Origin of the sequence: Streptomyces sp. NPDC018610, assembly GCF_044391765.1 — a bacterium.
Lineage (GTDB): Bacteria > Actinomycetota > Actinomycetes > Streptomycetales > Streptomycetaceae > Streptomyces.
Genome location: NZ_JBISAL010000015.1, coordinates 22,912 through 47,904, shown reverse-complemented (window position 1 = coordinate 47,904; position 24,993 = coordinate 22,912). Strand labels below are relative to the sequence as shown.

21 protein-coding genes are annotated in these 24,993 nt (G+C 73.7%); 5 read left to right on the top strand and 16 right to left on the bottom strand.

What is annotated here, in order from left to right; genetic code table 11:
- The first annotated feature begins 32 nt into the window (after window positions 1-32).
- From ACH5A8_RS31710 to ACH5A8_RS31690, 5 genes are all read left to right on the top strand, one after another.
- Entirely contained in the window at window positions 33-869 is an 837-nt protein-coding gene (locus ACH5A8_RS31710; RefSeq protein WP_399007445.1) for a hypothetical protein, read from the top strand.
- Window positions 870-945: 76 nt separating this feature from the next.
- Window positions 946-2,205, top strand: a complete 1,260-nt coding sequence (locus tag ACH5A8_RS31705; RefSeq protein ID WP_399007444.1) for a lytic murein transglycosylase — start codon at window positions 946-948, stop codon at window positions 2,203-2,205.
- A 164-nt stretch (window positions 2,206-2,369) separates the two neighbouring features.
- On the top strand, window positions 2,370-2,633 hold the full coding sequence (locus ACH5A8_RS31700; RefSeq protein WP_399007443.1) for a hypothetical protein: 264 nt from the start codon (window positions 2,370-2,372) through the stop codon (window positions 2,631-2,633).
- Between the two features lie 219 nt (window positions 2,634-2,852).
- On the top strand, window positions 2,853-3,389 hold the full coding sequence (locus tag ACH5A8_RS31695) for a cysteine hydrolase family protein (RefSeq protein WP_399007442.1): 537 nt from the start codon (window positions 2,853-2,855) through the stop codon (window positions 3,387-3,389).
- A gap of 314 nt (window positions 3,390-3,703) precedes the next feature.
- Window positions 3,704-4,363: a phosphatase PAP2 family protein gene (locus tag ACH5A8_RS31690; protein ID WP_399007441.1), complete on the top strand. Its 660-nt coding sequence runs from the start codon at window positions 3,704-3,706 to the stop codon at window positions 4,361-4,363.
- Window positions 4,364-4,395: 32 nt separating this feature from the next.
- Here the strand turns inward: ACH5A8_RS31690 and ACH5A8_RS31685 are convergent, their stop codons facing one another.
- From ACH5A8_RS31685 to asnB, 16 genes are read right to left on the bottom strand one after another with little or no spacing between them, the layout of a single operon-like run.
- Entirely contained in the window at window positions 4,396-5,769 is a 1,374-nt protein-coding gene (locus tag ACH5A8_RS31685; protein WP_399007440.1) for a glutamate-1-semialdehyde 2,1-aminomutase, read from the bottom strand.
- 6 nt (window positions 5,770-5,775) lie between these two features.
- Complete coding sequence (rfbC, locus tag ACH5A8_RS31680) at window positions 5,776-6,327, bottom strand: dTDP-4-dehydrorhamnose 3,5-epimerase (RefSeq protein WP_399007439.1); 552 nt, start codon at window positions 6,325-6,327, stop codon at window positions 5,776-5,778.
- Window positions 6,324-7,562: a polysaccharide pyruvyl transferase family protein gene (locus tag ACH5A8_RS31675; RefSeq protein WP_399007438.1), complete on the bottom strand. Its 1,239-nt coding sequence runs from the start codon at window positions 7,560-7,562 to the stop codon at window positions 6,324-6,326. Before ACH5A8_RS31675 ends, rfbC begins: the two co-directional genes overlap by 4 nt.
- Window positions 7,559-8,506, bottom strand: a complete 948-nt coding sequence (locus tag ACH5A8_RS31670; protein WP_399007437.1) for a glycosyltransferase family 2 protein — start codon at window positions 8,504-8,506, stop codon at window positions 7,559-7,561. The genes ACH5A8_RS31675 and ACH5A8_RS31670 overlap by 4 nt, the downstream gene beginning before the upstream one ends.
- Window positions 8,503-9,813, bottom strand: coding sequence for a hypothetical protein (locus ACH5A8_RS31665; RefSeq protein WP_399007436.1), 1,311 nt, complete (start codon window positions 9,811-9,813; stop codon window positions 8,503-8,505). The genes ACH5A8_RS31670 and ACH5A8_RS31665 overlap by 4 nt, the downstream gene beginning before the upstream one ends.
- Window positions 9,814-9,818: 5 nt before the next feature.
- Complete coding sequence (locus tag ACH5A8_RS31660; RefSeq protein ID WP_399007435.1) at window positions 9,819-11,102, bottom strand: DUF4910 domain-containing protein; 1,284 nt, start codon at window positions 11,100-11,102, stop codon at window positions 9,819-9,821.
- A complete protein-coding gene (locus ACH5A8_RS31655) occupies window positions 11,090-12,154 on the bottom strand; it encodes an NAD-dependent epimerase/dehydratase family protein (RefSeq protein WP_399007434.1) in 1,065 nt (354 codons plus the stop codon). The genes ACH5A8_RS31660 and ACH5A8_RS31655 overlap by 13 nt, the downstream gene beginning before the upstream one ends.
- 3 nt (window positions 12,155-12,157) lie before the next feature.
- Entirely contained in the window at window positions 12,158-12,805 is a 648-nt protein-coding gene (locus tag ACH5A8_RS31650; RefSeq protein ID WP_399007433.1) for a PIG-L deacetylase family protein, read from the bottom strand.
- Complete coding sequence (locus tag ACH5A8_RS31645; RefSeq protein WP_399007432.1) at window positions 12,802-13,611, bottom strand: glucose-1-phosphate cytidylyltransferase; 810 nt, start codon at window positions 13,609-13,611, stop codon at window positions 12,802-12,804. Before ACH5A8_RS31645 ends, ACH5A8_RS31650 begins: the two co-directional genes overlap by 4 nt.
- A 13-nt stretch (window positions 13,612-13,624) precedes the next feature.
- Window positions 13,625-14,860 carry a class I SAM-dependent methyltransferase gene (locus ACH5A8_RS31640; RefSeq protein ID WP_399007431.1) on the bottom strand — a complete coding sequence of 412 codons (1,236 nt, stop codon included), beginning with the start codon at window positions 14,858-14,860 and terminating at the stop codon, window positions 13,625-13,627.
- Complete coding sequence (locus ACH5A8_RS31635) at window positions 14,857-16,131, bottom strand: glycosyltransferase (protein ID WP_399007542.1); 1,275 nt, start codon at window positions 16,129-16,131, stop codon at window positions 14,857-14,859. Before ACH5A8_RS31635 ends, ACH5A8_RS31640 begins: the two co-directional genes overlap by 4 nt.
- Window positions 16,132-16,133: 2 nt before the next feature.
- Window positions 16,134-17,369: an O-antigen ligase domain-containing protein gene (locus ACH5A8_RS31630; RefSeq protein ID WP_399007430.1), complete on the bottom strand. Its 1,236-nt coding sequence runs from the start codon at window positions 17,367-17,369 to the stop codon at window positions 16,134-16,136.
- A 1-nt stretch (window position 17,370) separates the two neighbouring features.
- A complete protein-coding gene (locus tag ACH5A8_RS31625; RefSeq protein WP_399007429.1) occupies window positions 17,371-18,891 on the bottom strand; it encodes a right-handed parallel beta-helix repeat-containing protein in 1,521 nt (506 codons plus the stop codon).
- Window positions 18,892-18,899: 8 nt separating this feature from the next.
- Complete coding sequence (locus ACH5A8_RS31620) at window positions 18,900-20,858, bottom strand: alginate lyase family protein (RefSeq protein WP_399007428.1); 1,959 nt, start codon at window positions 20,856-20,858, stop codon at window positions 18,900-18,902.
- Window positions 20,855-23,038: a bi-domain-containing oxidoreductase gene (locus ACH5A8_RS31615; protein WP_399007427.1), complete on the bottom strand. Its 2,184-nt coding sequence runs from the start codon at window positions 23,036-23,038 to the stop codon at window positions 20,855-20,857. The genes ACH5A8_RS31620 and ACH5A8_RS31615 overlap by 4 nt, the downstream gene beginning before the upstream one ends.
- A gap of 17 nt (window positions 23,039-23,055) precedes the next feature.
- Window positions 23,056-24,990 (bottom strand): asparagine synthase (glutamine-hydrolyzing), encoded by a 1,935-nt coding sequence (asnB, locus tag ACH5A8_RS31610; protein WP_399007426.1) that lies wholly within the window; start codon window positions 24,988-24,990, stop codon window positions 23,056-23,058.
- Window positions 24,991-24,993: the final 3 nt, after the last annotated feature.

Sequence of the window (24,993 nt, the reverse complement as noted above, 5' to 3'; positions counted from 1 at the left end):
CGTCAGCCGGCAGCACGAGAGGACCACACCCGATGTCCACGACCCGTCACCACATCAACCGTCAGCGCCGCCGACAGGCCCGCGAGGCCGGTCCCACCGCCCAGGCGGAACTGCCCGCGCGCACCACCGCGTCCACCGCCGTGTCCCCCGCCCCCGGCCGGGCCGCGGCCACCCCCGCGCAGCGGCAGGAGACCGGACTCGCCGGGAAGGCGAGGGCCCCGGAGAAGGCGGGGTCCCCGGAGAACGGGGCGGAGAAGGCGGACGCGGCGCGGGCGGAGGCGGGTCGGCGGTCGAGGGGGGTCCGTCTGCGCCGGCCGTCCCGTTCCGCGGGCCTGGTGGTGCTGTGCCTGCTGACCCTCGCCCTCGGCGGGTTCGCCGGCTGGGCGCACGCGCGCGCCCAGGACCTGCGCGCCGATCCGGCGGTACGCAACACCGCTCTGACCGACGCCGCGCGCACGAGCGAGATCAAGGGCCAGACGGAGAAGGCGGTCGCCGCGCTCTTCTCCTACGACCACGCCGACCCCGGCGCCTACGAGAAGGCCACCAAGACCCTCCTCACCGGGAAGGCGGTCGCGCAGCACAAGGCCCTGCTCGACGCCGTCCGCGCCCGTGCCGACCAGCAGAAGGCGGTCATCACCACCACCGTCACCGACAGCGCGGTCGAGCGCGTCGACGGCGACCGGGCCCGGGTCCTCGTCTACGCCGACCAGAGCAGTGTCGGCACCGCCGGGACCAAGTCCTCGGCGGGCGCCGGGGGCAAGCAGACGACGCAGGACGAAGGCACCTACGCCGGAGCGATGTTCGCCGTCGACGTACTGCGCCGTGACGGGCGCTGGCTCGTCTCCGGCATCGACACCTTCGGCCGCTGACGACGGCCGGCCGACATCGGGTGTGACCGCGCTCGGCCGCACCCGGCCCCACCGACAGGACCAGGAAGGGACAGCCATGCCCGCACGCCGTGCGCGACGTCTGCGAGCCCGGACACGACAAGGCCTGCGGGGCACCGCCATCGCCGTGGCGGCAGTGGCGGCCCTCACCGCCTCCCAGGGGCCCGGGGTGCCCGCGGCGGTGGCCGGGAGGGCTCCCGGATCCCCACCGGCCGACGGGGAGCGGCCCGCGCCGCCCGCGGAGGCTCCCCGTGTGACGACGGCCCCGCCCGGCGACGGCACGTACCACACCGAACTTCCCCCGCTGACCACCGCGGGCGCCCCCTTGACACCCCGTCAGGTCGTGCAGGTGCGGGCCGAGTCGGGCATCCCCGTCACCGTGCTGCGCGCCTACCGGGCGGCCGAGCGGTCGGTCGCCCGCACGGACCCGGGATGCCGGCTGCCCTGGCAACTGCTCGCCGCGATCGGGAAGGTGGAGTCCGGCCAGGCGCGCGGCGGCGCGGTCGACGCGCGGGGTACGACGCTGGGCCGCATCACGGGTCCCGCGCTCGACGGGCACGGCTTCGCGCTCGTCCGGGACACCGACGGCGGCCGCGACGACGGCGACACGGTGTACGACCGGGCGGTGGGGCCCATGCAGTTCCTGCCGTCGACCTGGGCCAGGTGGGGCGTCGACGGCAACGGCGACGGCCGCGCCGACCCGAACAACGTCTTCGACGCGGCCCTGGCGGCCGGGCACTACCTGTGCGCGGGCGACAGGGACCTGGGCCGGGCGGCGGACCTGGACGCGGCGATTCTCGGCTACAACGACTCGCGCCCCTACCTCGACCTGGTCCGATACTGGCTGGACTTCTACCGCCGGGGTGTGCACGGCGTGCCCGACGGCAAGGGCGTCGTTCCGGCCTCCCCGGGCGCGGGCAGCGACACCCCGGCCAAGAAGCCCACGGACGCGCAGGGCGGCACGGACGCCGAGGACGGCGGCGGGATCGTCATCGGCCCCGACCCCGGACATTCCGCTCCGGGCTCCCCGGCTCCCACCGGCCGGCCGACCAGAGGCCCGGTCCCCGAGCCGTCCGGCGGGCCGTCGGCCCCCGAACCGTCCCGGTCCCCGACCGAGTCGCCGACCGCGGACCCCAGCGGCTCGGCGAGCCCGGATCCCGGCGATTCACCGACGACCCCGGACCCCAGCGGCTCGGCGAGCCCGTCGGCCTCGCCCAGTGACTCCGCCGCGGCGAGTCCGTCCACGGATTCGTCCGGTCGGCCCACCGCCGGCTCGGCGACCTCCGACGACGGATCCGCCGCCGTGGCGGCCCCCTGACGGGCGACCGCCCTTCCGGCCCTCTCCTGCCGGTCATGTCTCTTGATCCCTAATGGGTGGACATAAGGTCGCTCATCACACTAATCACGACAGAAGTGATCTACGCTGATGCCTGTCAGTGATCAGTCCGCAGCGGACTGTAGTGACATGAAAAAGGAGAGGTAATGCGCAAGTTCCAGAAGGCCGCTGTCGTCGTGGCCATGCTCGGCAGTGTCGGATTCGTCGGTGCCGGTGCGGCCCAGGCCCACGGCGGCGACGGCGGTGCGGCGTTCGACATCAAGCAGAGCCAGACCTGCACGGGTCAGGTCGACTCCCAGCAGGGCCTCGTCAACGTCCAGGACCTGGGTGTCGCCGCGAACGTCCTCGTCGGCATCGGCAACCCGGTCGGCAAGGTCACCTCGGTGGCCTGCGGCTCCAGCATCGGCTGACGATCACTGACCCAGTGATCCAGGTGGGGCCCGGGGTGCGAACTCCTGCTTCGTACCCCAGGCCCCGGCCGCCTGCCGGTGCTCCCGGACGCGGGCGCGCGGCAGCGGGGGCCGGCCGAAGGTTTCACCCGGCCGTCCCGTCCCGCTGCCGCCGCACGGCCCGCGCGGAATCCGGAACCGCGATGTTGCGGGCCTTGCCGCAGGTGGAACGGTGGCACTATGAACAAGACCGCGCTGATCGTCATCGACATGATCAACACCTACGACCACAAGGACGCCGAGCTTCTGCTCCCCTCGGCGAAAGCGGTCGTGCCGGTTCTGACCGGGCTGCTGGAGCGTGCCCGGCGCCACGAGGTCCCGGTCGTCTATGTCAACGACAACTTCGGCGAGTGGCGCTCGCACCACGGTGAACTGCTGGACCGGGTCCTGGCGGGCCCCCACGCCGACCTCGTCGCACCGGTGCGCCCCGACGAGAACTCCCTCTTCGTGCTCAAGGCCCGCCATTCGATCTTCTACGAGACGCCGCTGACCTACCTGCTCAAGCAGCAGGGCGTCCAGGAGCTCGTCCTGTGCGGCCAGGTGACCGAGCAGTGCGTGCTCTATTCGGCCCTCGACGCTCACATCCGGCACTTCGACGTGGTCATTCCCAAGGACGCCGTGGCGCACATCCACGCCGATCTCGCCCGGGCGGCCCTGCTCATGATGGAGCGGAACATGGGGGCGCGGGTGTGCCTGAGCGAGGATCTCTGGAAGTGAGGGGTCTCCCCGACGGCGGTGTGCGCGACCGCGTTGTCGGCCAGTGCCGCGGCAGGTAGCGTTTGCCCGTCAAGGAGCGGGGCGAACGTCGCCTGTCGCGGCACCAGGGTGGCGAGCGCGGACCGATCCCGGCGCCCATGGCCGGGGAGCCCGGGGCCGCACGGGACGACGGCTCGCGCGCGGTCCGGGCCGGACACGACGGGGGGGGGGGCTGGTCGGTGCACGATGCGCGCGGCGCGGGCCCGGACCACGGGGCGGCCGGCCCTTGGCGCGGGACACCTGACCGGAGTGCGACCGGCCGCCCGGCGCCCGCGGTGCTGCCCCCTTCGCTGCGCGCGTGGCTCGGACCGGTCGCGGTCCTCGCAGCGCTGGTCGTGGCCGTACTCGGGGCCCTGTACGCCGGTGACGGCGAGCCCGGCACGGTGGACGCGCGGATCGCGGCCGCGGTGGACGGCGTGGAACCGCCCTGGCGGTACGTCGCCTCGGCCACGGACGCCCTGGGGGAGCCCGTGGGCGCGGCGGCGCTGGTCGTGGCCGCCGTGGCGGGCTGCCTGCTGCTGCGGCGGCCCCGCGCCGCGGTGCTCGTCGTCGCCGGGACCGGCCTGACGGTCGGGACGACGACGCTCCTCAAGCACCTGGTGGGACGCACCATCCACGACGGGAGCCTGTCCTACCCGAGCGGACACACCGCCTTCCTCACCGCGCTCGCCCTCGTGGGGGCGCTGCTCGCGGCCGGCGGGCTCGGCCTCGGCGGGACGGCCGGCACGTCACTCGTGCTGGGCGTGGCCCTGGCCGCCGGCGCCCTCATGGGCTGGACGCAGGTCGTCCTGGGCGCGCACTACCCCACCGACACCCTCGGCGGCTGGTGCACCGCGCTGGCGGTGACACCGGCGACCGCGTGGCTGGTCGACCGGACGGCCGACCGGCTGCAGGCCGGCCGTCCGGCCGAGACCGGCCGGCGGGAGCCTCGCTGACGCCACGCCGGCCCGCACCAGGTCGCACCTCGTCACGCCAGGCGGCGGAACACGGGCTTCACCGGTCGCCCGCCCAGCCAGGGGGTCGGGTCGGCGGCGTCCAGCGCCTTCCGGTACACCGCACACGCCTGGGCCACCACGTCGACGGTGTGATCGATGTCGGCGTCGTCGAGCGCGCTGCTCACCACGAACGACGGGGCCAGCACCCCGCCCGCGAGGAGCCGGCGCAGGAACAGGGTGCGGTACCGCTGCGAGGGCCGCCGGTTCTCGTCGAGGGTGGCGAAGACCAGGTTGCTGGCCCGGCCGCGGACGACGACGTGGTCGCCGACGCCCATGGCGGCCGCGGCGTCGCGGACACCGGCCGCCAGCCGCTCGCCGAGGGCGTGCAGCCGCGCGGTGACGCCCTCTTCGGTGTAGGTGTCGAGCACGGCCATCGCCGCAGCCAGGGAGTGCGTCTCGGCACCGTGCGTGGTGGACAGCAGGAACACCCGGTCGCCGGAGTGACGCAGCCCGCCCCGCTCCATCAGGTCGCGGCGCCCGGCCAGCGCGGAGACGGCGAATCCGTTGCCCAGCGCCTTGCCGAAGGTGGAGAGGTCGGGGACGACGCCGTACAGGCCCTGGGCGCCCGCCTCGGACCAGCGGAACCCGGTGATCATCTCGTCGAAGACCAGGACGCAGCCGTACCGGTCGGCCAGCTCGCGCAGGCCCGCGAGGTACCCGGCGGTGGGGTCCTGCCCGCTCGGACACGGCGGAGAGCCGGGGGAGGGGTCGGTGTGGGAGGCGGGTTCGAGGATGAGGCAGGCGATCTCGTCCCGGTACCGGACGAGCAGCTCCTCCGTGGCGGCCAGGTCCCCGTAGGGGAACGCCACGGTGAGCTCGTCGGTCACCGCCGGAACGCCGGCGGACATCGGCGTGGTGCCGATGAACCAGTCGTCGACGGAGAAGAACGGATGGTCGGCGCAGACGGCCACCCGCGAACGCCCGGTGGCGGCGCGGGCGAGGCGTACGGCGGCGGTGGTCGCGTCGGAGCCGTTCTTGGCGAACTTCACCATCTCGGCGGTCGGCACCGTGGCCAGGAAGCGTTCCGCGGCCTCGACCTCCACGAGGGACGGCCGGACGAAGTTGCTGCCGCGGTCGAGTTCGCGCCGCACCGCCTCGATCACGCGGGGGTGGGCGTGGCCGAGGCTGACGGAGCGCAGGCCGGAGCCGTACTCGACGTACCGGTTGCCGTCGACGTCCCACACGTGGGCGCCGCGGCCGTGGCTGATGACCGGGGCCAGGTGTTCGGGGTACTGGTCGTCGCCCTTGGCGTAGGTGTGCGCGCCTCCCGGAATCAGGGCGTGCAGCCGCTCGTTCGCTTCGCGCGACCGGGGCAGGCGGAGCTCCGGGGTGTCTTCGGTGTCCACGCGACCTCAGCTCTCCTTCTGCTTCAGGACCTCGGCGAGGCTCGGCGCCTTGCGGTCCCGCGCGGACATCGATGCGACCGGCAGCGGCCAGTCGATGGCGAGATCCGGGTCGTCGAAGGCGATCGTCACGTCCTCGGCCGGATCGTGCGGACGGTCGATCCGGTACGAGACGTCGGCGGTCGCCGTGAGGGCCTGGAAGCCGTGCGCGCATCCCGCCGGGATGTAGAGGGTGGCCTGCGTCCGGTCGGACAGCTCGAAGAACGCCCGGCCCAGGTAGGTCGGCGAGTCGGCCCGCAGGTCCACGACGACGTCGAAGATCCTGCCGTACGAGCACCGCACCAGCTTGGCCTCGCCGGCGCCGGAGCGCAGGTGCAGTCCGCGCAGCACGCCGCCCGCCGAGCGGGAGACGCTGTCCTGGACGAAGGCGTCCGGATCCAGGCCCACCGAGCGGACCACGTCGGCGTCGAAGGTGCGGCAGAAGAAGCCGCGCTCGTCGGCGTACGGCGTCGGCTCGAACAGGTACGCGCCGGCGATCGCCGGGACTTCGGTCGCTTTCATGGAGTCTCCTGCCGGGCGTGGGCGTGGTCGTGGTCGGCCGCCGGGAACAGGACCGCCGTCAGGGTGGTGAACTGCCGTTCGAGAAGCCGGGTCGCGGCCAGGTTCCGCTCGGCGAGGATCCGCCGCAGCTGTGCCGCGTGCTTCTCCAGCGCCCGGAACTGTTCGAGCAGCCGGCCGGCGTCGACCTCGCGGGCCGGGTGGCAGTACTCCTCCAGCCCCATCCGGGCCATGAGCGCGTCGCTCTTGGCGGCGTAGCTGAGCGCGAGCGTCGGCGTGCCGGCCCTCAGCGCGCAGACCAGGTTGTGGTAGCGGGTCGCCACGACGCTGTCGGCGGCGGCCGCCTCCTCCATCAGGTCGGCCAGCGAGGACGCCTCGGCGGCGGTGACGAGCGGAGAGTCCACCGCGTCGAGGATCGCGGCGACCACCGGCGCGTCGACCCCGTCGCCGGTGAGCAGCCGGACCGGTCTGCCGTCCTCGACCAGCGCGCGGACGAAACGGATCGTCCCGTCGAGGTAGCGCCGGTGGATCTCCTCGGCCCGGGCGCGGTCGTCGTCGCCGCCGTGGAAGGCCATGACGCCTACGCAGACCCGGCCGGGCGGTCCCGAAGGCGCGCTCGCCGGCGGCGCGGGCAGGGCGAACGCGAGGTCCGGGTGGACCTCGTCGCGCGCGGTGTCCACGCCCATCGCCCGTATCGCGTCACGGGACAGGTCGTCCCGGTACGACCGGTAGGAGGCCAGCCGCGCCGACCAGCGCACCAGGGTCCGGGTCGGCCGGCTGCCGATCGCGGCGGCGCCGACGCCGACCAGCGCGACCCGGGTGCCGAACAGCCGGCCGCTCGCGCAGAGCAGGAACAGCGCGTACGGGAAGCCCCACGGCCGCAGCGGCAGCGTGGCCTCCAGGACGCCCATGCCCGGCACGATCACCACGTCGTGCCGGCGCACCCAGGCGGCGGTGCGGACGGCGTCGACGAGCTTGCCCAGCCCCTTCGCCGCGATCGCGCGCGCACGCGACGCGGTCCGGTACTCCCCGCGGTACCAGTGCAGCCGCGTCGCCGGGATCCCGTACCGGGCCGCGACGACCTCCGGTCCGCCGCACAGCGCGTCCACGTCCGCCTCCGGATGCCCGGCTCGCAGATACCCGAGGACCGCCTCCAGCGACCCGTCGTTGCCGAGGTTGCCGGAGCCGAGCAGGCCGAACACCCCGACGCGCGTCCGGGGCCCGTGCCCGGACGTCATGCCCGCCTCCCCTCACGGCCGGCGACCAGGGCGTCGACGGAGACGGTGAGCCGGTCCGGGTCGACCGGGGCGCGGTCCTCGACCCGCTCGCCGGCGCCCGGCCGGGCCCGGCTGGTCATCCACGCCGCCAGGTGGCGGTAGCACGCGCGCCGGTCGGCCGGGGACAGCGGAGCCCGCCGGACCGCCGCGACGAAGCCCCAGACGTACTCGGCGAGCAGACGGGGCGTCGGGTGCAGCGGGCCCGCCCGGCGCGGGTCCAGATTGACGCACCGCGAGCGCTTGGAGGGGTTCGCCCGCTCGGCGCGGGTGGGATGGTCGCGGCGGAAGTACAGCAGCTCCGGCACCTGGTGGAAGGGCCCGTGCAGGGTGATCTCGGCGACGAACGTGCGGTCCGCGTGGTGGTAGCTGTCGTGCGGCTTCACCCGGCGCAGCACATCGGCCCGCATCACCCCGTAGAAGTCGTCTCCACCGGGCTCGAACAGCAGGCTCCGGAAGCGCTCCGGCGCGTGCGGGGAGTCGGTGGCGAGGCCGTACTCGTAGGGGACCTTCACCCGGCCGTCGCCGTCGATGACGGCCTGGCCGCTGTGCGCGAGGATCACCTCCGGCCGCTCGTCCAGCGCCTCGACACAGCGCCGCAGCAGGTCCCGGGCGTACAGGTCGTCGTGCGAGGCCCACTTGAACAGCTCGCCGCGGCACTCGGCGAACACGTGGTTGTGGTTGGGCGCGGCGCCGATGTTCCGGGGCAGCCGGAGGTAGCGGATGCGCGAGTCCCGCGCCGCGTACCGGCGGCAGATGTCCCGGGTCCCGTCGGTGGAGGCGTTGTCGGAGACGACCAGCTCGAAGTCCTCGTAGGTCTGGCCGAGCAGGGCGTCGAGCGCCTCGGCGAGGTACTCCTCGCCGTTGTACACGGGCAGGCCGATGCTCAGCCTGGGGCGGTCGGTCATGAGGTCCTCACTTCGCGGATGGAGTGGTGGGCGCGCTCGCGCAGTGCCGACCGCAGCTGCAGCCACCACACGGCCGCGCCGCAGACGGTCGCGGCGGCGACGCCCCAGGCCGAGCCGACCGTGCCCGCCACGACCGCCCCGCCGAGCCCGCCGCCGACGTAGCAGGCGGAGGCGAAGAGCTGGCAGCGCAGGCTGCGCCGGGCCGCGCCGAGCGCGCGCAACCCGGCCGCCGCGCCGCTGCCGAGGCCGGCGCCCGCGACGCCGAGCGTGGCCGGCACGATGAGCCGGGAAGCGGCGTGCCAGACGTCGCCGAGCACCAGTTCGCCGGCCCGGTCCGGCACCAGCAGCAGCGCCGCGCCCCACAGCAGCGCGCCGACCGCCTGCCCGCCGCCCAGCAGCAGGCAGAACCTGCCCAGCTTGTGCGGGGCGCGGCGCAGCATCCGGGCCGCCTCCGCGACGGTGACCAGCGTCAGCCCCATCAGCACGGCCATGAACGGGCCGAGCAGGAGCTCGGCGCCCCGGATCACCCCCACCGCGGCGACCCCGACGATCGCGCCGAGCCCGTACGCCCGCAGCTGGCTCGCGCCGCTGACGCAGGTGTTCTCGACCAGGTACCGGTAGCCGAGGTCGCGCTGCGCGCGAAGCCACTCGCGCGCTCCGGCCGGCCGGGGCCGGATGCCGGACTGCAGGCAGCCGTACCCGGCGGCCACCGCGGCGGACCCGCCCCAGGCGAGCACGAAGGCGGCCACGCTGCCGGCGTGGGCCGCCAGCACCATGGCCGGGACGAGCGCCACGCCCCACACGAGGTCGTTGACGAACGCCTTGCGGCCGGCGCCGGCGGCGAAGAACGAGTACCGCCAGGCGTCCTGCAGCAGCAGCCCCGGCAGCACGGCGCCGAGACAGGCGAACGCGGGCCCCACGCTCCCGCCGAGGGCCGGCCCGGTCACCAGGCACGCCGCGCCGACGACGGCGCCGACGCCGAGCGCGGTCCCCGACGACCGCGCCACCGCCGCGCGCCAGGACGCCTCGGGGGCGCCGCTGAAGCGCACCACGAGCGGATCGGTGGCCAGTCCGCGCGAGACGCTGAGCACCACGCCGTAGGTCACCCAGGCCAGGCTGAACACGCCGAACGCGGTCGGCCCCAGCGAGCGTGCCACGTAGATGCCCACCGCGAAGTTGCTCAGGCTGGAGGCCGCCTGGTCGGCCAGTCCCCAGGACAGCCGGCCGACGACGGCCCGCTGGGCGGCCCGCCGGCCGGTCTCGGCCCGGTCCGCCGACGCCGTCGTCCTCTCCTCCTCGGTGGTCATCGGCGTCACGCCTTGATCAGCCCGGCGCCGTGCAGGGCGTCGGCCGCGTCGGCGACGGTGTCGAACGGCAGCCCGGACCGCTCGGCGACGTCCAGCAGGCTGTGCTCGCCGTCGGAGAGGCTGAGCACCCAGAGCATGGCCATCTGGGTCCGCTTCGCGTCGCTGCGCCCGCCGAGCGAGTCGTACAGCCCGCGCCGGCCCAGCTGTGGTTCGCCGTAGGGGCTGAGGTTGACGTACCGCCGGTTGCGGTCGAGGACGGTGAACGCCTCGCGGCAGACGGCGAGCGTGTCCGCCATCGCCTCGGGGGAGACGAAGTCCAGGTCGTCCGCGGAGGTGTGGTACTCGGGGTAGCCGGCGTACGGGGTCCGGGTGAGCGAGCCGACGCCCAGATCGAACCCGGGCGAGCAGTACTGCCGCTCGTCATAGCCGTACGGGGTGAACTCCTCGACGCGGTGCGGGCGTTCGGTGGCGGTCAGCACGTGCCGCAGCACCCGGTCGATCTCCGCGTCACCGCGCCTGCTCTGCTTGTACGTCAGCGGGCCCCGGTCTCCGGCGCAGGCCAGCACCAGGCCGTGCTTGACGCGTTCGATCCGGTCCGCGTTGCGGGCCAGCCAGGTGATCGCCCCGATGGTGCCGGGGGCGAAGACGAACCGGTAGGTGTGGTACGGCGTCCGCTCCGCCAGCTCCCTGGCCAGGAACGTCGCCACCGCGATGCCGGCCAGGTTGTCGTTGGCCAGCGACGGGTGGCAGACGTGGCAGGAGACGATCACCTCGTCGGGCACCTGCCCGGGGACCACGTGCTCGGCGTAGGTGAGGTGGCCGTCGGCGAGGGTGGAGTCGACACGTACCTCGTACTCGCCGTCCGGCAGCGCGTCCAGGGTCTCCTGGGCCAGGCAGAACCCCCACTCCGGCTCGTAGTAGCTGGTGCGGTACGGCACCCAGGACGGGTGGTCCGGCAGGGTGTGCAGGTGTGGCCGGAGCTCGGCCAGCGGCATGGTCGCCGACACCGGCACGCTGTAGCCGAGCACGTGCAGGCTGGACGCGGCGAAGTCGACGACCCGGCGGCCGGCCGGGTCGGCGATGTACGCGTCGCGGATGTTCCACTCCTTCGGGACCGTCCAGTCGAGCACCTGCGTGCCGGTCGGCACCTCGTGCATCCGCAGCGGGAGGTACTCGTCGACGATCCGCAAGGTGGCGCGCACACCGTCGCCGGTGATGCTCCGGCACAGCGGGTACAGCCGCTCCACCAGCGCGTACATCTCCTCGCCGGCCGCGGTCATCGGCGCCACCGCAGGGTGTCGTCGACCGTGCCGGCGTCGAGGGCGGCGCGCAGCACGGCCAGGCGGGTGAAGCGGGCCTCGAAGTCCTCCCGGGTCAGCCCGAACTTCCGGTAGGCCTCGACGAGTTCGAGCGCCCCGCGCTTCACCGTCCACTCGCAGTCGAAGCCGGGCACCGCGGCGCGGAACCGGGAGAAGTCCACCCGGTAGGACCGCGGATCGGCGCCGGTCTCCCCGGTGACGACCACCTTCGAGCCGGGCACCGCCTCGGCGACCTGCTCGGCGATCTCGGCGACCGTGACGTTGTTGATCTCGCTGCCGATGTTGAACGCCCGGTCGTGCACCGCCTCCCGCGGCGCGGTGAGCGCCGCCGCGAAGGCCCGCGCGATGTCGGCGGCGTGCACCAGCGGGCGCCAGGGGGTGCCGTCGGAGAGCACCAGCACCTCGCCGGACAGGAGCGCGTGACCCACCAGGTTGTTCAGCACGATGTCGGCGCGCAGCCGGGGCGAGTAGCCGAAGGCGGTGGCGTTGCGCAGGTGGACCGGGCTGAAGTCGTCGTCGGCGAGTGTGTGCAGGTCGTCCTCCACCCGCACCTTGGACTCCGCGTACGGCGTCACCGGGCGCAGCGGGGCGTCCTCGGTGACCAGGTCGCCGCCGCCGGCGGCGCCGTAGACCGAGCACGTCGACGCGTACAGGAAGCGCCGCACCCCGGCGTCCCTGGCCAGCCGGGCCAGCCGCACGGAGGCGTGGTGGTTGATGTCGTAGGTGAGCTCCGGCGCCAGCGATCCCAGCGGGTCGTTGGACAGGGCGGCCAGGTGGATCACGGCGTCGACCCCGGCCACGTGATCGGCCGTGATGTCGCGCAGGTCCACCCTGCCCCGGGCTCCCGGTTCCGCCGCGGCGGGGGACACCCCGTTCCGCGGCGGGTCCGCGGGCCGCGGCCCCAGCAGGCAGTCGGCGAACAGGCCGGCGTCGAGACCGACGACCTCGTGTCCGGCGGCCGTGAGGACCGGGGCCATCACGGAGCCCAGGTAGCCCTGGTGTCCGGTCAGCAGTACGCGCAAGGTTCAACCCCCCAGGTTGAGAGTGAGTTTGGTGACGGCGAACGCCTCGGCGTAGCGGGCGTGGCACTCGATGCCGCGGATCCGCGCCAGTCCGAGGAAGGCCTCCCGGTCGTACCAGGGCCGGTGCCGCTGCGAGGGGTAGTGCTCCTGCAGCAGCCGCACCTTCCGTTCGGCGGTCGTCGGCGACAGCGGCTGGTACGCCGCCGGACGGCCGAGATCGCCGTCCCACTTGGCGATCTCGTAGCCGAGCACGAGATGGTCGCGGAACGCGGTGGACATCAGCTTCGCCAGGCAGCGGTGGTCCTGGTGCGCGTCGTCGGTGCGCGGGGCCAGCACGAGATCCGGCTCGGTGCGCCCGCGCAGCTCCTCGACCGCGGCCTTGGCCTCCTCCCAGCGCGCGGGCACCCGGCCGTCGGGCAGTTTGAGCACGGTCAGCCGCAGGTCGGCGCCCGGGCAGAAGGCGGCGAGCGCGGCCTGCTCCTCCTGCTCCCGCTCGCTGCCGGCGCCGGTGAGCACCAGCGCGTCGACGCGGATACCCGGCTGGGCGAGGCACAGTGTCAGCAGGGTGCCGCCGGCGCCGATGGCGATGTCGTCGCAGTGCGCGCCCACCGCGACGAGCCGGTCCAGGCCTCCCGCGCCGAGCCGGATCACGCGGTCCTCACCGCGGCGTGAGCCCCCGCGCCGTCCCTTTCCCACACGGCCCACGGGCGGTCGCCCCGGGCGTAGGCGTCATCGAGCGCGGCCCGCTCCTTCACGGTGTCGGTCGGTCTCCAGAAGCCGCGGTGCTGGTGCGCCACCAGCCTCCCGCACTTGGCGAGTCGGGCGCATCCGTCGGCGACCAGGTCCCCGTTCTCCGGGATGTGGTCGAAGACCTCCTGGCGGAGCACGAAATAGCCGCCGTTCTCCCACAACGGCAGTTCGCTCACCGGGGTGATGCCGCCCACCAGTCCGTCCTCGCCCAGGTCCACGCAGTGGAACGAGGACTGCGGCGGCACCACCATCATCGACGCGCCGGCGTCGCGCCGCGCGAACCGGTCGATCATCTCCGGCAGCGGGGCGTCGGTGAGCACGTCGGCGTAGTTGGCGAGGAACATCTCGTCGCCGTCCAGGTGGTGGCGCACCCGGCGCAGCCGCTCCCCGATCGGCGACTCGATGCCGGTCTGCGCGAACGTGATCGTCCAGGAGGCGATGTCGGTGGACAGCAGCTCGGTCCGCCCGCCGCGCAGCACGAAGTCGTTGGACGTCGTCTCCTCGTAGTTGAGGAAGAAGTCCTTGATGTGGTGGGCCCCGTACCCCAGGCACAGGATGAACTCCGTGTGCCCGTAGTGGGCGTAGTAGCGCATCACGTGCCAGATCAGCGGCCGGGGACCGACCATCGCCATCGGCTTGGGCACGTCGTCGGAGGCTCCGTTGCGCATGCGCAGCCCGTAACCGCCGCAGAACAGGACGACCTTCATGCTGTGACCTCTTTCAAGACGCGGCCTCGACGATGCTCAGTGCCGGTATGGGAAAGACCAGCCGGCCTCCCCAGGCGTGCACGAAGGACAGCTGCTCGACCAGCTCGGCCCGCAGGTTCCACGGCAGGACGAGGACGTAGTCGGGCCGGTCGGCGGCTATCCGCTCGGGCGGCAGGATCGGGATCCGGGTGCCCGGGGTGAACCTGCCGTGCTTGTAGGGATTGCGGTCGACCGTGTACGGGAGCAGGTCGGGCCGGATGCCGCAGTGGTTGAGCAGTGTGTTGCCCTTGCCGGGAGCGCCGTAGCCGACGACCGTCTCGCCGCGCTCGGCCGCCTCGATCAAAAACTTCAGGAGGTCCCGGCGCACCTTGGCCACCCGGGCGGAGAACTCGGTGTACCCGGACAGCTCCCGCAGCCCGGCCGCCTTCTCCCGGTCCAGGACCTCGGCCACCCGCCGGCTCGGCTCGCCGGCCACCTCGGCCGGCCGTGCCCACAACCGGATCGAGCCGCCGTGCGTGGGCAGCGTCTCCACGTCCACCAGCGTGAGTCCGCCGCTCGCCAGCGCCCGGGCCGCGGACGCGACCGTGTAGTACTGAAAGTGCTCGTGGTAGATCGTGTCGTACTGGTTCTCCTCGATCAGGGTCAGCAGATGCTGCACCTCGACGGAGACCCAGCCGTCGTCGGCGACCAGGGCGCGCAGACCCCGGGTGAAGCCGATCACGTCGGGGATGTGCGCGTACACGTTGTTGGCCACGACCAGGTCCGCCGGGCCGTGCTCGGCACGGACGCCCGCACCGGTGGCCGGGTCCAGGAACTCCGTGAGCGTGGGCACACCCGCCTCCCGGGCCGCGGCGCCGACGTTCACCGAGGGCTCGATGCCGAGGCAGCGGATCCCGCGCTCCACCAAGTGCCTCAGCAGGTACCCGTCGTTGCTCGCGACCTCGACCACGAACGCGTCGGCGCCCAGCCCCAGCCGCTCCACGGCGCCGGCGACGAACGTGCGCGCGTGCTCCACCCAGGAGGTCGAGTACGAGGAGAAGTACGCGTACTGCGTGAACGTCTCCTCCGGCGTGATCAGCGGAGGGATCTGCGCGAGCCAGCAGTCGGTGCACACCCGCAGATGCAGCGGGAACGCCGGTTCCGGCAGGTCCAGTCGGTCCGCGGCGAGGAAACTCTCGCACGGCGGGGTCGCTCCCAGGTCGACGACGCTCTCCAGCGCCGCCGAACCGCACAGTCGGCATCGTGTCATCTACTGCCCCCATCCCGCCCGCGCGAGCGCCCCCGCCGCGGGCCAGTGCTTGCGTCCCCTGGTGGCGGCGGGCCGTCCCCGCCGCCGGACCGGCCCGCGATCGCGGAGCGGTACCCCTCCACCAGGCGTTCCAGCCCGACGGCCGGGCTGAAGTCCTTCTCGTAGCGGCGCAGGGCCGCCTCGCCCGTCTCCCGGCCCAGGACCGGGTCGGCCGTGATCCGGCGCAGACAGGCCGCGAGCGACGCCGGATCGCCCGGCCGGTGCAGCAGCCCGGTCACCCCGTCCTCGACGAGTTCGACGAAGGCGCCGTGACCGGCGGCGACGGCCGGGACCCCGGCCGCCATCGCCTCCACGACCACCAGGCCGAACGCCTCCAGCCACGTGGAGGGAGCCACCACGGCGACCGAGCGCGCGACGGCCCGCCGGCACCGCTCGGTGTCGTACAGGCCGACGTAGCGCACGTCGTCCCGGCCCGCCGACCAGGCGGCCACCTCCCGCTCCAGCGGCCCGGCGCCGGCGATCACGAGCGGCACGCCCACCCCGCCGCCGGCGGCGATCTCGTCCCACGCGGCCATGAGCAGCCGCACCCCCTTGGCCTGGGCGAGCCGGCCGAGATAGAGCAGATGCTCCCCGGGGCCCGTGCGGCGCACCCCCGGATCGGGCACGAAGTTGTGCTTCACCGCCAGCCGCCCGGCCGGCATGCCGGCCCGCACCAGGACGTCGCGCTGCGCGGCGGAGATGCAGAAGAACTTCTCCACGCCGGTCCACCACCGCCGCCGGTTGACCGACATGCTGACCGCGAGCGGCACCGTCGCCAGCCGGGAGCCGCGGTAGCAGCCGTGCCGGACGGCGGGCAGCGGTGTGGACCCGACGCACTCGGCGCACGGCCTGCCGTCCCGCTGCAGCGTGCCCGGCGGGCACACCTGGGTGTAGTTGTGCAGCGTGGCCACGGCGGGCACGCCGGCGTCGGCGCAGGCCGCCAGCACCGCCGGCGACAGGAGCGGGAAGACGTTGTGGACGTGCACCACGTCCGGCCGCTCGGCGCGCAGCCGGGCGGCGAGCTCCGCGCGGACCGCCGGGTTCCACGGCACCAGCAGCGGCAGCGCGGCCTTGCCCGGCAGGGACCGGGCGGCGATGTCGTCGCTGCGCCGCTCGAACACCCCGACCCGGTGGCCGGCCCCGCGCAGCAGCGCCACCTCCTGGTCGACGACCTTGTTCTCCCCGCTCGGCTGCGCCGAGGCGTAGCGGTTGTGCACCACGAGGACGTGCATGCTCAAGGAGCCTCCGATCTCTGGGCCCATCGCGGGACGCGCCGTCGGGTGACCTCGGGCGCCGGCGGTGCGGTGGGCTCGGCGGGTGTGGCCAGCAGCGAGGCGGCCACCGCCAGATGCAGCAGGTACGGCGAGGCGTCGCCCAGCCCGGCCTCGGTGTACGACGCGATCGCGCAGTAGCTGATCAGGAAGACCGCGCAGGCCCTCGACAGCGACGGCGGCCGCAGCAGCGCGACGCCCCCCAGCACGACGACGACCGCCGCCACCAGGACGACGCCGGTCATCCCCTGCTCCTGGTAGACGGCCAGCCAGCTGTCGTCGATCGGCAGCCCGTTGAACGACTTGTCGCCCAGGCCCGCGCCGAACAGGTACTCCGAGGTCGTCCGGGGCGCCGCCAGCAGGGCCTCCCAGACCTTGGCCCGACCGGTGAGGCTGCTGAAGTTCTCCTGGCTCTGGCCGCGCAGGAACCACGCCTGCAGCGCGGAGGCGAACCCCACCGCGGCCACCGCGGCGCACAGCACCGCCCAGACGAAGAACCGGCGGGCGGCGGCGCTGGTCAGGAGCAGCGAGCCGATGGCCAGCGTCAGGCCGACGAGCAGGCCCAACGTGGCCGTGCGGGTATGGGTCAGCGCGAGCAGGACGAGCGAGGGCACGATGACCACCGCCGCGCTGGTCCGGTCGGTCCGGCGGCCCAGGAGCAGCAGCACACCGAGCCCGGTGATCACCGCGGCGTACTGTCCGATCTGCGGCGGGGTGAGCGGCCAGAGCGCGCCGACCAGCCGCCCGCCGTACAGGTCGGGCAGGGCGGCGCCCGGCGAGACGACCGCGCCGACGGCCACCGATCCGAGGACCACGAAGTACATCCGGATGTGGTGCCGGACGAACGTCAGGCCGCCGTCCCACCAGCGGCTCAGCAGCCACAGCGTGCCGACGAAGAGAGCCAGCCGGGCACAGCGGAACAGCGCGCCGAACCCGGACTCCAGGTGCACGCTGGAGATGACGCTCGGCACCAGCAGCAGGGTGAGCAGGAGCAGGTAGGCGCTGGCCCGGACGCGCAGCCGGAGGTTGAGCAGGAGCGCCAGCGCGAACGCGGCGACCAGCGCGCCCATGGTGACCATCTGGATGAGGGAGCGGGGCAGCGGGACGATGGTCCTCGCCCCGGCGGAGCCCAGCGTGTTGAGGACCAGCAGCCCCCAGACCGCCCCGACGGTCCTCGGTGTGGAGGACGAGGCGCCCATCTCAACCACCGTCCCCTGCGCGGAAGGTGCTGCCCGTGTCCTGGCGGTACGGCATGCCCTGCCACTGCCCGGAGTCGAGTATCCGGCTCGGGTCCTGGGCGACGAACTTCCACGGCCCGACGTAGACGTTGTCGTGCCAGCGGTTGTGCTGCCGCAGGGTGATCGCCTCGGCCACCCGGTCGCCCTTGTACGGTGACCAGTCGGGGTAGGTGCCGTAGTTGGCGAGCACGGCCATCCGGTCGCACTTCACCGTGCAGTCGACGACGGTCTTGTCCAGCACGAAACGGTTGTCGTGGATGTCGACCCGCTGCGTCTTCCACCGGCAGTCGCCGAAGAGCGGTGCGGTGGCGATGGCCGGCTGCGCGCAGCGGTGGGTGTCCTTCACCAGCAGCGTGCAGTCACCGGAGGAGGTGTTGGCCGGGCTGTTGCAGAACCGGTCGGCGTTCTCCCACAGGGTGATCCCGGACCAGTTGTTCTCCAGGACGTTCCCATAGACCTCGATCTTGTCGGTGCGGGCCCGGACCCGTGGCTCGCCGCCGGACTCGGACAGGTAGACGGTCGCGAACGGGAAGCTGTCGCCGCGGTCGGCGTACTTGCGGCCCTCGACCCAGTTGTTCCGCCGGATCGTGTTGTCCCGGACGACCGCGTTGTAGCTGGTCTCGTAGATCAGCGCGGCGCCGTCGTTGCCCTCGAGCACGTTGTCCTCGATGCGGAAGTCGTTGTTGTCGGTGTCCGCCCACAACCCGGCCCCCCGGTTGTCGTGCACCCAGTTGCCGCGTACGTCGGCGCCGTCGACGGCCCAGAACTTGACGCCCCCGGTGCAGCCGCAGCCCGGCCGCCGCCGCTCCCAGTCGTCCTTGTTGTTGCCCACGATCTCGTTGCCCTCGACCACCAGGCCGCGGAGGGGGCCGCTCGCCTTGTAGGCGTTCATGCCGTACTGGCCGTTGCCGCGCAGGCAGCTGGCGCGGACCCGCTGGCGGGCGCCGGCCATCACACCCGCGCCGGAGTTGTTCTGGATCGTCGCGTGCTCGATCACCCACCCGTCGGCCGAGTCGTGGTTGACCACGCCCTCGTCCTGCGGTGCGACGAAGTCCTGCACGGTCAGGTAGCGGATGGTGACGTCGCGGGCGGTGCCGCCGAACGCGTACTGGTTGGTCCTGAGACCGTCGAGGACCGCGCCCGGCGCGCCGAGGTAGGTGTCCCCCTCCTTGGGCATGACCTGGGCGTAGCGGTCCGGTGCGAGCCGGTGCTTGCCCGGCCGGAGCCAGAACGTGGTGTGCGGGGGGCTGCTCCTGGTCTTCGCGGCCAGGTCACCGGCGACCGCCGGGTCGATCGTCACCGCGCCCGCCGGCGCCTTCGCCGGTCCGGCCGCGGGCGCGGCGCACACCCGGGCCACGGGCGGGGACGGCGCGGCGGCCGGCTCGTGCCGCGCCTCCGGCGTGCTCTCACAGCCCGTCGCCGCCAGCAGGACCAGCGCCAGCGGTGCCGCCGGCAGCGCCCAGCGCCGCCACTTGTTCCCCACACGCCCCCCTAGTCGCGGAACCTGAGCACGGTGGTGAACCCCTCCGTGCCGTCGGCGAAGCCGGTGCCGATGAGCGTCGTGGTGGGCTCCTTGCGCCCGAAGCCGGCGGAGTACCAGCCCAGCGGCGGGTCGCTCTCGCCGCGGTGCGCCCGCCAGCTCAGCCGGCCGGGCAGATGGAGCGTCGCCGAGCGCTCCTCGCCGTCCCGGCTCCAGGTGAGCCGCGCCCGGCTCCCCTCCAGCTCTGCGGCGATCGCCGGGCCGAGGTGGAACACCAGCTGTACGGCCCGGCGATCGCCGCGCACCTCGTCCACCACCCGCAGTTCCCGGTCCGCGCCCCTCAGCTCCACCCGGCGGCGGTGCACGGAGGGCCGGTAGCCGTCGTGCTCGGCGCACCAGCGGGCCACCTGCCCGTCGGAGGCGTCCGCGACCAGCACGCGGCTGCGGGCCTGCCGTGTCCACAGGAACGGGCCGCCGGAGACGGACTGGTCACCGCCGTCCAGCCGCAGCGTGTTGTGGCCGAGGGTCGAGCGGAAGTACCGCCGCCACTCGGGCTGCCCGTGGTAGCAGAACGTCCCGGGATCGGCGAGCACGTCGACGCCGTCGTGCCGGACCTCCACGGACAGCGCGTCGGCGTGGGCATGCGCGGCGATGGACAGGAAGCCGTGCGGACCGCCGTCGCAGCGGCACCAGATCTCCCCCGGACCGCGCAGGATCGTCAGCCCCGCGTCGGCGAAGTGGGCGGGCCGGGCCGCCGGTCGGGACACGGCCGGCGCGGCGCCGTCCGGCGGGTACGGCCGGATGAGCGCGGCCAGCAGCGGGGTGCGCACATCGGCGCCGGTCACCGCCGGCCACCAGGGCAGAGACCCGAACACGGCCTCCCCGGTGGCCAGCAGCGACGCCCAGCGGTCGGTTCCCGCGCCGTCCACGACCAGACCGTGCCCGTCGTCCGCGTCCCCCTGGCGCGGCGGCCGCAGCCGGTCGTCCACGACGGCCGCGAGCGCGTCGGTCATCCGCAGCAGCACCAGACGGACCGAGGCGGGGACGGGCACACCGGCGGTGTCCGCCTCGGCCACCGCGGCCAGGCCGAGCTCCAGCACCAGCCCGTGGTACTCGGTGGCCAGCTCCCGGTTGAGGCCGGAGCCGAAGGTGTTGCTCCGCAGATGCCGCTCCAGCGACCGCAGCGCGTCGGCGCGCAGCCGCGCCGAGAAGGGGAACCAGCCGAACGCGCAGGACGCGGCGAACTGCCCGGCGGCCTCGGCGATGACGTGGTTGTTCGCCGAGGACCCCCGGCTGGGGAAGGCGGCCAGCCAGCGCTGGTGGTGCCAGATCTGGCGCAGCGCCACCGGGTTGTCCTCGAACAGAGCGGCCGCACCCGGCCAGCCGTCGAGCAGCCGGCGGATCCACACCCAGGACAGCAGCCGGATCCCCAGCTCGATGCCGCTGGTCCAGTGCACCCCGCGCAGCGGCGCGTTGCCCGCCCACCACGACCTCAGGGCCTCGGCCACCCGCTCGGCGTACCGCTCGTTCCCGGTGACCGCGTAGGCGGCGGCGAGCACGGTGAGGTACTGGTGCCGGGACGGCTCCCAGATCTGCTTGATGTCGCCGACCGCGTCCTCGTCGCGGTAGGGCACGTCGAAGGCGTAGCCCGACGGGGCCCGGCGCCCGGTCCTCGGGTCGTACCACCAGTCGGGGTCGGCCATGTCGTCGCGGCCCACCCCGAAGTACTCGGCGTGCCCGGCCATCAGCCGGTCCGCCTCGGCGACGAGACGTTTCGCGGCGTCCGGCGGCACCGCGGCGATCGCCCCCGCGGGCAGTACGGCGGTGAACCGGGCGCCGGTCACCCCCGGGCCCTCGGGCCGCGCCGACCGCCACCGCCGTCTGCGCACCGCGTCGCCCGCCCGGCCGGCGACCTCGCGCGGTCCCATCCGCGACAGCCGGCGCAGGTACCAGCCCGCGCTCATGGTCATCGCGCCCCCGCCAGCGTCACCGGCACGCCGGCGGCCAGACCGGCCCGCACGGCGAGGGTGGCCGCCGTGGTGGCGACCAGCGACCGGAGCGGCACCGGCATCGGCCCGCCGGTCCGCACGGCCCTGACGAACGCGGCCAGTTCGGCGGACTGGCCCTTGTCCCGGGCCTTGGGCAGCCGCGAACTCACCCACCGTTCGCGGCCGTGGACCGAGGCCCGCACGAAGTCGTCGAGCCGCAGCACCTTGCCGTCCGCGACCAGGTCCAGCGTCTCCTTGGGGAATCCCGGCGCGCCGGTGGTGACGTAACTGATCGTGGCGACGGACCCGTCCGGGTAGCGCAGCACGACCTGCAGGTCCTCGTTGCCGGACGGGGCGACCGCGTACACCGAGACCGGGTCGGCCCCGAGCAGCCAGCTCGCCGTGTCGATGAAGTGTCCGCCCTCGCCGGCGAACCGCGAGCCCTCGGTGGCCTCCCGCAGGTACCAGCTGCCGTGGTCGAGCCGGCCGGCGTTGACCAGGTAGCGCAGGCTCGCCGGGCCGGTCCTGGCGCCGAACCGCTTCCCGGCCTCCCGCAGCAGCGGCGCGAACCGGCGGTTGAAGCCCACCTGCAGCCGGTCGTTGCCGGACTCCTCCACCGCCGCGAGCACGCCGGCCAGTTCGTCCTCGGTGAGCGCCAACGGCTTCTCCACGAACACCGCCTTGCCGGCCAGCAGCGCCTGCCGGGTCAGTTCGGCGTGGGAGCTGTGCCGGGTGACCACGAACACCGCGTCGATCGACTTGTCGCCGAGCACGGCGTCGAGGTCGGTGGTCGCCTCGGCGAAGCCGAACTTCCGCTGCGCGTTGGCCGCGGACAGCGCCGTCGTGGTGACCACCGTCGACAGCTCCACGCCGTCGCGCCGCGCCAGGTGCGGCAGCAGCATCGACGACGCGTAGTTGCCCGCGCCCACGAAGGCCAGCCGCACCGGCGCACCGACACCCCGGCTCGGTACGGCCGTTGCCCCGGCAGCCCGTCTCACCGCGGGCACGGACACCACCGGGGCCTCGGCCTCGGCGGCGTGCCCGGGGTAGCGGAACAGCACCGCCACGGCCTTCAGGTCGCCCTCCTCCAGGCGCCGGTAGGTCTCGACGGCGTCGGCGAAATCGGCGACATGGGAGACCAGGGGCTCCACGTCGACGCCGCCGCGGGCGACGAGATCGAGGAAGCACGCCAGGTTGCGGCGCTCGGTCCAGCGCACATGACCGATCGGGTAGTCCCGCCCCTCGAGCTCGTACTCCGGGTCGTAGCGCCCGGGGCCGTAGCTGCGGGAGAACCGGACGTCGAGCTCCTTCTCGTAGTACGCGTTCCACGGCAGGTCCAGGCGGCACTTGCCGATGTCGACGACCCGGCCGCGGTCCCGGCTCAGCCGCGCGGCCAGCTCGACGGGCTGGTTGCTGCTCCCGCCGGCCGCCAGATACACCTGGTCCACGCCCCGGCCGTCGGTCAGCTCGGCGACGGCGGACTCCACGGCGGCGGAGGCCGGATCGCCGCAGGCCACGGCGCCCAGACGCGCGGCCAGCTCGCAGCGCGCCGGATCCGGGTCGGCCCCGACGACGCGGACCCCCGAGGCGGTCAGCAACTGCGCCACCAACTGCCCGATCAGCCCGAGACCGACGACCAGCGCCACCTCGCCGAGCCGCGACTCGCCCTGGCGGACGCCCTGCAACGCGATCGACCCGACGGTGCCGAAGGCCGCGTGCCGCGGCGCGAGACCCTCCGGCACCCGGGCGTAGAGGTTCTTCGGCACCCAGTTCAACTCGGCGTGCAACGCGTGCTCGTTGCCGGCGCAGGCCACGAGGTCGCCGACCGCCACGTCGTCGATCCCGGCGCCGACCTGCTCGACCACCCCGCACAGCGAGTAGCCCAGCGGTGTGTAGGAGTCCAGCTTGCCCATCACCTTGCGGTAGGTGGCGGGCACGCCGTTGGCGGCCACGCTCTGCACGACCTTGGCCACCTGGTCCGGCCGGGAACGGGCCTTGCCCAGCATCGACATGCCGGCCTCGGACACCTTCATGAGCTCGGTCCCGGTGGATATCAGCGAGTAGGCGCTCCGCACCAGCACACCGCCCGGCTTGCACCCCGGCGCCGGCACGTCGAGCAGCGCCAGCTCGCCGCTCCTGTAGTTCTGCACGACCTGTTTCACCCGAAGTCCTCTTGTCTCTACGCCGTCAGGGGAAGGTTCTGGCCGGACCCGGAGGTCGCGCCGCGGTACCAGTACTCGAGGGTCAGCACATGCCACAGATGCTTGGAGAAGTCCCGGTGCCCGGCGGCGTCCTCGGCGACCATGCGGGCCAGTGCGTCACGGCGCAGGAGCCCCGAACCGACGAGCACGCCGTCGTTGACCACCTCGCGCACCAGCGGCGCCAGATCCCGGCTCATCCAGGCGCGCAGCGGAGCGCTGAACAGGCCCTTGGGCCGGTACACGACCTCGCGCGGCAGGACCGAGCCGGCCGCCTCCTTGAGGACGGCCTTGCCCTGCCGCCCGACGATCTTGCGGTCACCGGGCACGGCGAACGCCGCCTTGACCACCTCGACGTCCACGTACGGCACCCGCACCTCGGTGGACGCGGCCATGCTGGAGCGGTCCGTGTAGGCGAGGTTCAGGCCCGGCAGGAACATCCGGGCGTCGCCGAGGCACATGCGGTTGACGAAGTCGTCGAGGTCGTTGTCCCCGTAGACGTCCGCGTGCTCGGTCAGCACGTCCTCGACCGACCGGGCCAGGTCCGGGTCGACCAGGGCGAGCAGCTCCTCCCGGTCGTACATGGTGTAGCTGCGCCGGAACGCGGTCTCCTCCGGCAGGCCGGCGAAGGAGAGGAACCGCTTCGCGAAGCGCACCGACCGGTACCCCCGGCGGGCGGAGGCGACCGGCAGCCGGTCCACGGCCCCGGCGAGACCCCGCCGCAGGAACCCGGGCACGCGCTGGTAGCGCAGCGCCATCACGTTGGCCAGGTGCTTGCGGTAGCCGGCGAACAACTCGTCGGCGCCCATCCCCGAGAGCATCACCTTGACCCCGGCCTCCCGGGCGGCCGAGCAGATCAGGAACGTGTTGATCGCGGCGGGATCGCCGATCGGCTCGTCCAGGTGGTACGTCATCCGCGGCAGCAGGTCGAGGACGTCCGGAGCGATCTCGATCTCGTGCAGGTCCACGCCGAACCGCTCGGCCACCCGCCGGGCGTAGCGCAGATCGTCCGGCATCGCCTCGATCCTCGCGTCCTGGGCGCGGAACCCGATCGTGTACGCGGAGATGCCGGGCCGGTCGCGGGCCGCCAGCGCGGTCAGGTAGCTGGAGTCGAGCCCGCCGGACAGGAACGCCGCCACGGGCACGTCGGAGAGCAGGTGGCGCCGGGTCGACTCCTCGACCACCGCGGCCAGATCCGGCAGCTCGCCGCCGCGGGCCCGCTCCTGTCCCTCGGCGGCGACGTCCTTCAGGTGCCAGAACCGGCCGCGGTCCACCCGGCCGTCGGGCCGGCACCTCAGCCAGCTCCCCGGCGGCAGCTTCTCCACCTCGCGGAACGCGCACCGGGAGTCGGGCACCCAGTAGTACAGCAGCGAGGCCACCAGCGCCGTGTGGTCCACCCGCAGCGACCCGTCGGTGGCGGCGGCCAGCGCCTTCAGCTCGGAGGCGAACACCAGGCCCTCGCCGCGCCGGAGCAGGAACAGCGGCTTGATGCCGAGCTGGTCGCGGGCCAGCACCAGATCACCGCTCCGCTCGTCGAAGATCCCGAACGCGAACATGCCGCGCAGCCGGGGAAGGCAGTCCGTGCCCCAGCGCCGCCAGGCCTCCAGCAGCACCTCCGTGTCCGAGGTGCCGCGGAAGCGCGCTCCCGCGGCCGCCAGCTCGGCGCGCAGTTCGGGCGCGTTGTACAGCTCGCCGTTGTACGTCAGGACGAGGCCGTCGGAGACCATCGGCTGGGCGCCCGTCCCGGACAGGTCGATGACGGCCAGCCGGCGGTGCCCGAGGTGCACCTCGCCGTCACCGGCACGATGGCTGTAGCGGCCCGTCCCGTCCGGACCGCGGTGGGCGAGGGTGCCGGTGAGCCGGTCGGTCACGGCCTTCCCGTCCGGCCACCGGTAGGCGCCTGCGATGCCACACATGTT